This is a genomic window from uncultured Marinobacter sp. (genome assembly GCF_963974375.1).
Lineage (GTDB): Bacteria > Pseudomonadota > Gammaproteobacteria > Pseudomonadales > Oleiphilaceae > Marinobacter.
Map to the genome: position 1 here is coordinate 1 of NZ_CAXBDN010000187.1, position 8821 is coordinate 8821.

At 59.3% G+C, this 8821-nt stretch carries 5 protein-coding genes; all 5 read left to right on the forward strand.

Annotated features, from left to right (window positions below):
- The coding region (locus AAC035_RS14875; RefSeq protein WP_339805504.1) for an Ig-like domain-containing protein at positions 1 to 6527 on the forward strand (6527 nt) is incomplete at its 5' end.
- Positions 6528 to 6537: 10 nt separating this feature from the next.
- Positions 6538 to 6828: a hypothetical protein gene (locus AAC035_RS14880; protein WP_339805506.1), complete on the forward strand. Its 291-nt coding sequence runs from the start codon at positions 6538 to 6540 to the stop codon at positions 6826 to 6828.
- Positions 6829 to 6844: 16 nt separating this feature from the next.
- Positions 6845 to 7447 carry a hypothetical protein gene (locus AAC035_RS14885; RefSeq protein WP_339805508.1) on the forward strand — a complete coding sequence of 201 codons (603 nt, stop codon included), beginning with the start codon at positions 6845 to 6847 and terminating at the stop codon, positions 7445 to 7447.
- A gap of 68 nt (positions 7448 to 7515) precedes the next feature.
- On the forward strand, positions 7516 to 7995 hold the full coding sequence (locus tag AAC035_RS14890) for a hypothetical protein (protein WP_339805510.1): 480 nt from the start codon (positions 7516 to 7518) through the stop codon (positions 7993 to 7995).
- A 274-nt stretch (positions 7996 to 8269) separates the two neighbouring features.
- A partial coding sequence (locus AAC035_RS14895; protein ID WP_339805512.1) for a hypothetical protein occupies positions 8270 to 8821 on the forward strand: 552 nt, incomplete at its 3' end.

The window sequence follows — 8821 nt, forward strand, 5'->3', positions numbered from 1 at the left end:
TAGCTAACGGAACGTTAAGTCCGCTGAGTTCGGGCGATGGCGGCATTACCTGGACCGCGACGTTTACTCCCACGACGAGTATCACCAATAACACCAACGTAATTACGCTGAACAACACCGGTGTCGCTGATGCAGCAGGTAATGCTGGCACCGGCACCACCGATTCCAACAACTATGCGATCGATACAGCGCGCCCGACAGCCTTGATTGTGGTCGCTGATAGCGCCTTGGCGATTGGTGAAACCTCGCTGGTTACGATTACGTTCAGTGAAGTGGTGACAGGATTCACCAACGCTGATTTAACCATTGCCAACGGTACATTAAGCCCGGTGAACTCTGGCGATGGGGGCACCACCTGGACGGCGACATTGACGCCTACAGCAAGCGTTAGTGATGCAACCAACATCATTACATTAGATAACACCGGTGTAGCTGATGTTGCTGGTAATGCGGGTACAGGCACTACCGTTTCCAACAATTATGCAATCGATACGAGCGCGCCCACAGTGTCGAGCGTTGGTGTGCCGACCAACGGCACCTATAGAGCGGGCCAGAACCTGGATTTCACGGTTAACATCAGTGAAAACGTCACAGTGAATACCACCAACGGCACGCCACAACTGGCCCTGACCATCGGCGCCGGCACTCGCCATGCTGTGTACGTCAGTGGTAGCAGCGCTTCCGCCCTGATGTTCCGCTATACCGTGCAGGCGGGGGATGAAGACAGCGATGGTGTGGCTTTGGCCGCAGCCATTGATGCTAACGGTGGCAGTCTGCGGGATGCGGCAGGTAATGATCTTGCTCTGGCTCTGAATTCGATTGGCAACACCGGCGATGTTCGCGTTGACACCGTCGCGCCCAGCGGCCATTCGGTCAGTTTTGATGAAGGTACCCTGAACAGCGCACGGTCGGCTTCAACCAGCTTCACGTTCAGCGATGCCGAACCCGGTGCTGACTATAGCTACACCATTTCCAGCAGTGGCGGCGGCACACCGGTCACCGGCTCGGGCACCCTTGCCAGTGCCGGTGAGCAGATTGCCGGAATTGATGCCAGTGGCCTGGGTGATGGCACTCTCACACTGTCTGTGGTCCTGACGGACCCGGCCGGCAACAGCGCCGCAGCGGTCACTGATACCGTGACACTGGATGCCAGTGCGCCAGTGGGCCACAGTGTCCGCTTTGACGAAAGCACGCTGAACGCTGCGGCCGCAGGCTCTGCCAGCTTCCGCTTTGCAGGTGCTGAAGTGGGGGCGGACTACAGCTATACCATCACCAGCAGTGCCGGTGGCACACCGGTGACCGCAGCAGGTACTCTTGCCAGTGGCGATGAGCAGATTGCCGGGATAGATCTGAGTGCTCTGAGCGACGGCACCCTGACCCTGTCAGTGGTGCTGACGGATGCTGCCGGTAATGACGCCGCTGCCGTGACGGATACGGTGATGCTGGATACCAGTGCACCCAGTGGCCAGAGTGTCAGCTTTGTCAGTGATCTTATTAACGCAGCACAGGCCACTTCAGCAGGTTTCAGCCTGACGGATGCCGAGATCGGTGCGACTTACGATTACACCATCAGCAGCAATAACGGTGGTTCGATTGTGACCGGCTCGGGCACCGTGGCCAGCGCCAACGAACTGATAAACGGTCTGGACCTCGTAACGCTTAACGACGGCACCCTGACCCTGTCCGCAGACGTCACCGACGCTGCCGGTAACACGGCAGCGTCGGTGACTGATACTGCAATTCTGGATACCTCAGTGCCCGAGGGTCACAGTGTCAGTTTTGATGCGGAGTTTATCAGCGCGTCAGAGGCGACTGCAGTCAGCTTCACGTTCAGTGATGCCGAGCCCGGCGCAGATTATAGCTACACCATTTCCAGCAGTGGCGGTGGTACTCCGGTCGCGGGTGCTGGTGTTGTGGCGGGTGTGACGGATCAGGTCGGTGGGCTGGATGTCAGTGGGCTCGGCGACGGTATCCTGACCCTGGCTGTGGAACTTACGGATGACGCCGGCAACATTGCCTCACCGGTTACCAGTTCTGCCCTTCTGGATACAATGGCCTCACAGCCAACCCTGAACACCCCGGCAGCGTCGGTCGTCAATGGCGCCTTCGAGGTCACCGTTCAGTTTGATGAAGCGGTCATTGGCTTCGAGGTGGGAGACATCCTCGTTGGCAACGGAACTCTGGACGGGTTCGCTGGCAATGGCAACAGCTATTCCGTCACCGTAACCCCTGTTGAAGACGGTACGGTAACCGTCGACGTCAACGCCGGTGTAGCACAGGATGAGGCCGGCAACGATACGACAGCTGCATCCCAGCTCAGCCGGATCTATGACGGCACAGCGCCGCTACCGGTGCTTACCACGGATGTGACAACTGATGTAACCAATGGGGACATCGGGCTGACCGTCGATTTCGGGGAATTGGTTACCGGCTTTGTGTCAGCGGATTTGCTGGTTACCAATGGTGCCGTAACAGGCTTCACCGATGTGGCTGACGGTGTGTTCGAACTGACCGTTGTGGCCAGCGGTGATGGCGACGTCATTCTGCAGGTGCCGGCCGGTGTGGCGGAAGATCAGGGCGCCAATGGCAATGAGGCCTCTGAGGTACTGACGGTGGCTTTTGACGGCTCCGGTCCGGTTCTGCAGTCGTCCGCGCCTGCGGCCGGGGCCACGGACGTTTCCTGGCAGAGTGATCTGTCCCTGACCTTTGACGAGCCAGTGCTTGCCGGCGACGGTGAACTGGTGGTGCATGATGCCACGGCTGGTGCCGAGCACACACGCCTTGCGATCACCGGTGCCGCAGTAGTAATCGATGGCATGCAGGTGACCGTTGTTCTGGACGAGGCTCTGGTGCCAACCCATGAGTATTACGTAACCTTCGCCGCTGGCAGTCTGGTAGACGAGGCGGGCAATAGCTGGGCCGGTATTCAGGATAACACTGCGTTCCGTTTCACTGTGGGCAACCTGGCACCTGAAGCTGGCAACGACAGTGCAACCTTGCTGCAGGGTTCCTCACTGGCGCTGGATGTGCTGGCTAATGACCGGGATGAAGAGGGCCGCCTGAACTCGGCCAGTGTTCGGGTAATCGCGTTACCCGCTTACGGCCGTGTCGACATGGAGACGGCCACAGGTGCTGTTACCTACCATCCGCAAGCGGGCTACACCGGCGCAGACAGCTTCACCTATGTGGTTGAAGACGAGTTCGGTGGTGAATCTAATGTGGCAACGGTCAGCCTGACTGTAGAACCCGCTGGCCTGCCGCCAGTGACCCGGGGCGATACCGCTACAGTATTACCGGGTGGCACGATCACCCTCGCGCCTCTGGCCAACGACCGCGCCGGCGCTCCGGGGCAGAATCTTGATCCGCAAAGTGTGGAACTGGTTCTGCGTCCGCACCATGGCACGGCGCAATGGGCTGACGGCGAGCTGGTCTATACCGCTGCAGAAGGCTTCGAAGGCGTCGAAACCCTTGCCTACACGGTGGCCGATGCCAATGGCGTCCGTTCCGCCGTAACCCGCCTGTTTATCAATGTTTCTGACGGCGCCGTGGCTCCGGTTGCCCGGGATGACTCGGCGGATACCGAGAAGGCATTGTCGGTTCTGCTGGATGTTCTGGCCAACGATGAAGCCACCGGGGCTGCACTTGTTGCCGGTACTGTTGAGCTGGGCCGTTTACCAGAGCATGGTTTGGCCGAGGTTGATCCGCAAACGGGTGAGATCCTTTATACGCCTGATGCGGACTTCCGCGGTATGGACAGCTTCGACTACACCGTCCGGGATGACCGGGGCCTGGTGTCAGAGTCGGCACTGATTACCGTCAGCGTAGGTCTCGCGGGAGCGCCTGTGGTGCAGAGCAATCAGGTTCAGACGATGGACGGAGCCACGCTCGCAATCAATGTGCTGGGTAATGACCGGGGACTGGATAGCAAGCTGGATCCGGCAACCCTGACCCTGGTGGATGGTCCGGCCAAGGGGGTAGTAACGCTGGACGCCGCAGCAGGCGTCTTCCGCTACACCCCTGGAGACACCTTTGATGGCATCGACAGCTTTACCTACAGCGTGCGGGATGAGGATGGCCAGATCTCCGCACCCGCTGTGGTGACGGTAACCGATCAGCCCGGTAACAACGGGCCTTTGGCCAACGACCGTTTCCTGGCGGTGGCCGAGGACACCACCCTCACTATCTCACCACTGGCCAACGATCAGGACCTGAACGGCACTCTGATGGCTCCCTCCCTGACCATCGGGCAGCAGCCCCTGAACGGAATCCTGACGGTGGGCGGCGACGGCACGGTGAGCTACAGCCCGCAGGAGAATTTCTACGGCGAGGATCGCTTTACCTACACCGTTGCAGATGATGCTGGAATTGAGTCACGACTGGCGGTGATTCGTCTGGTGGTATCGCCGGTGGCGGACAGACCGCTGATCTCCGGCTCGCCCACCTCGACCATTTCTGCCGGGGGTGCGTACCGCTTTACGCCGGTGGCAACTGACATCGACGGTAATCCGCTTACCTTCAGCGTGGCGAATCTGCCGGCCTGGGCCACCTTCGATGACCAGAACGGACGCGTCAGTGGCACGCCGGAGCTGGATGACCTGGGCAGCTATGATGACATTGTTATCAGTGTCACCAATGGCGACGAGTCTGCGGAACTGAGTCCGTTCGGTATTCGGGTAACCGATAACTCTGGTGGATCTGATCAGGGTGAGCCCGGCGAGCCCGGCAGCCCCGTGACGCCGGGTCCTGATGAGGGCCCGGACCTCCCTGTCGTGGATCCGGAGTCGCCCGTCGTTGGGGTTAGTGATGGCCAGTGGCCTGCCTACACCGAAGATCAGCCATCGAGGGCACGTTACGAGACGACCTTTGTGGATGCTGCGGGCGAAAAACGGTGGGTTTCGGTCACACTGGATGATCCCCAGGCGCCGCTGCCCCTCGCCGAATCGCCGGACACCTCCGGGCGGCAAACCCTGACTTTCGCTCAGTCGGATGGCAGTGAGCAAACCGTGGTGGTGGCGCCTTCGGGTCAGACCAACATTAAGGTCTATCGCCAGGCTGGCGACGCAGAGGCGGTCAGTGTACTGACCAGTGACGTGGCCAGACTGGACGTTACAGCCCTTGCGGGTGGTGGCATGCGCAGTAAGGTGGAGATTGAAAACGCAGAGGCTGGCACCAGTGTCGTTACGGTGGTCCAGTCATCCACAGACGGTGTCATTGTGTCGGGTACCGTGTCTTCAGCGGACGGCACCGTGCTTACGACCACCGCGGTCCGGTTCGATCTTGCTCCGGCCTTCGTGACTGTCTCCGGCGATGGAACGGTTGCACTCAAGGGCGAAGTCACTGCCGGCAGCGGGAAAGCTGTTATTGAATACCGCATCACCGTAGCGGGGGTTGTCAGTGCCATCAGCCAGCATGAAGACGGTGTCGGCGCGCCTGTCTCGTCTGCGGTGAATGTTCGCCAGGGCGGTTCGATCGGGCTGGTGATGGCGGATGGCTACATCGCCATCGAACAGCCCTATGCGGAATCCGGCCTGCAACACCAGGCCAGTCTGAGCGGTGACGGCCGGCTCGGGTACATCAGCGGCAGCGGCAATATCACCAGCCTGCCGGCTGGCGCGATACTCACCATCGATGGTGACCAGGCATCGTCCGGAGGTCGTGACCTGGATCCCGACCGCAACGGCCTGAGCCGTGCCGCCGAGATCTCCGGTTCGTCCGGTGGCCAGCCAGCCATCAGCCGTCTGGAAGTGACAGATGTGGACAACGGCAATCAGTTTGTCGTTATCGCTCCGGCACCGGATGGTGACGGATTCACGGCATCCCGATCGCTGGCGGATGGCGAACTGGCGGCCGGGATCCGGCTCGACGGTACGTCGTCGCACCGCCTGACCGGTCGTGCCGAGAAGCAGGACAATCAGGCCCGCTCATTGATTCCGGGCAGTTTGTCGCTGTTCTTCAACGACCGCCTGGTGACGGTGGTGGATGAAGGTGATACCACCTTGCTGACCGAACTGCTGGGCATCGGCGAGGTTCGGCATGAAGTCGCCACGAACGGCGAATCCACTCGTGCTTTCAGCTATCTGCCGGGTTCGTCAACAGTGATTGACCGCGATGCCAGCGGCCGCACCAGCGTGGTTACCCGTGCCCCGGCAAACGGCCGCTCGCTTGAGGCGCGAGCGTATGCCGATGGCCGTGCTGTTCACCGCTTGATCAACCGGCTGGGTGAACGCACGGAAGCGGATATCAGGGTGCCGGGCGCCTTTACCAGCCTGAACAGCAATGGAACCCTGCAGAGTCGCGTAAGGCTTGAGGGCACCAGTGTGTGCGCCTGGGTAGAAACCTTCGGCAATGGTGAAACCGGTACCGGATTCGGTGTCTACGATCCGGAAAGCCTGACCTGTCGCACTGTTCAGCGACCGACCAGCCTGAGCAGTCTTTTCGAAGCCGGTAGCTCGGTGGCCGTGGAGAGTGAATCCGGCCAGCACACCATTACCATTGAAACCCGTGTCACTCGCCCGATTCGGTTCTGAGGAGATGAAGATGAATACGATTGCCCGCTATCCCCTCCGTCACGCCGTCCGCACCAGTGTGTTGGCGCTGATGATTCTGTTATCGGCCTGTGGTGGAGATTTCGAGGAGAAACAGAGCAGTGCCCGACTGTATTTGCAGCAGGGCGATGAGGTGGAAGTCTTCAGAGACGATGAACTGACCAGTCCGTCGGAGGATGCCAGGATTGTCGTGCGTCACGAGCAGGAGAGTGATCGCAAGTTCGTAACAGTGCTGACAGGGACGGCTGAACTGGTCAGGGGAGCCTACTATGCGCATCCGTAATTCATTAAAGGAATCGATGGTAGCCTTATGTGCAGCAGCTATCCTGGTTCCCTCTGGTGTGGCTGCAGCCAGCACGGCTGCAGCCGGGAGTAACCTGTTCCTGGGTGCCCAACTGGGAGGGTCTTCCCTGGCTGCGGACACCGAGGGCCCCGGTGCGGCCTTTTCAGAATTCGATCATGACGTTACGGTGTCCGGTGCGGTGTTGGCCGGGTATGAGAGTATCTATTCCGACCAGCACTATCGGCTAACCGGCACGCTGGGATATGGCCAGTGGAACAATGCCCGCTCGCTGGAAGCGTTGGGCGGCGTGGATCTGCTCTGGCGCCAGTCTGACGGCAGTGGCGCCGTCTATATTGGCCCGCGGCTTGGGGCAATCCGGTTCAGCGACGATATTACCGATCAGAGCAATACCCGCTTTGCCTGGGGTGTTGAAGTCGGTGCCCTGACGGAGCTGGAAACCCGCTTCAGTTCCGGTGATCAATCCATTTCAGTGGGCATGTTCCTGCGCCATACGGTCATAGACGCCCGCCAGAATGGCGAAGCAGGCAATGGTCTTGATCGTGATATAAAGCTGCGCAGCCAGACTTCGTTTGGCTTTCAGGTACTGATCTGGCGCTGATCAACATATCGGACATTGGTAGATCCCCCACCCGGTGGGGGCAGGGCGCGCAGGGGAGCTGAAGAAGGATGTACATCCTGGATATCGAAGCCAGCGGGCTGGCAGACGAAAGTTATCCCATTGAAATTGCCTGGTGCACCCTGGATGGCAGTGAATCGTATTCGGTACTCATCAACCCGGAGAGTGCGGGTGATTGGGATTACTGGGACGATTTTGTAGAAACGGCCTTTCATGGTATCTCCCGGCAGCAATGCTGCGAGGACGGCCAGAACGTCGTGGTGGTGGCCCGGCAGGTAGAAAAACTGTTGCTGGAGCAGCCCGTATTTTCCGATGCGCCTTATCAGGATCAGCGTTGGCTAAAACGGCTTTTCGATGCAGTCGGCAAGCCGTGTCCGGCGGTGCTCATGCCCATTGACCAGCTGGTCAGACCACAGCGGCAGGCGGAGCTCAACCTGCAGTTGTCACAGCTATTCCGGCCCCACAGGGCACTGGATGATTGCCTGGAGTTGGCGAAGACTATTCGGCAAATCAGAAATGAGGACGAATGAGTCCCGAGCCTGTGCGGTCTAAAGGGCGGTGTCTTACTCCCTGAGCACTGTCACCGTCGCTGGACTTTCGATCTGGCTCCTGTTCAGCATTTTATTATGACCTTCCTCACATCCTCCGTTTTCTTGTAAAGGTTAGGTTCGTAACCTACGGTGAAGGGAGGTTCCGTTTTGACCCCAGAGTCTGCCGGATCCCACACAAAATAATAATTGAAGTTTATGCCCTCTCGAGTGTTCCGTAACCCAAACAAGCACAACAACGGTAGGGGAAAGCATAATGAACAGAATAATCACCAGGTCCAGTCTGGTCTCCGGTATCGCAGCGGCGAGCCTGTGTATGGCCAGCGCGGCAGATGCCCGTGATCTCAAGTTTGCTTCCGGCGTCCATTCCGGGTCGATGGGGGCTGTCGCGGTTGAAGCCTACGCCGATGCCGTCGAAGAGCACTCCAACGGCAAATTAACGGTCACCACATACCTTCAGTCACTGCTCAGTTTTATGGAAACACCGGATGGCCTGCGGGACGGAATGGCCGATCTTGGTACCGTGCTGGTGGCCTACTTTCCCTCGGATTTTCCGACCACCACCATGTTTACGGAATTGACCATGAACCTGCCGTTGCAGGACGCTGATCCCAGGGAATCCACCTTTGCCTACTCGGCGGCGGCGGCTGATTTCGTTATCAATCACTGCGATGCCTGCATGGACGAGCATCTCGACAAGAACCAGATCTACCTTGGGATGGTGGGCACCACGCCTTATGGCCTGTTCTGCACGACGCCTATAAAGAGTGCCGAGGATCTTGCGGGCAAGCGCATCCGTATCGGCGGG

Excerpts from the sequence above, each read along its gene's own strand:
- AAC035_RS14880 (WP_339805506.1), top strand. The coding sequence starts at position 6,538 with ATGAATACGATTGCCCGCTATCCCCTCCGTCACGCCGTCCGCACCAGT.
- AAC035_RS14885 (WP_339805508.1), top strand. The coding sequence starts at position 6,845 with ATGGTAGCCTTATGTGCAGCAGCTATCCTGGTTCCCTCTGGTGTGGCT.
- AAC035_RS14890 (WP_339805510.1), top strand. The coding sequence starts at position 7,516 with ATGTACATCCTGGATATCGAAGCCAGCGGGCTGGCAGACGAAAGTTAT.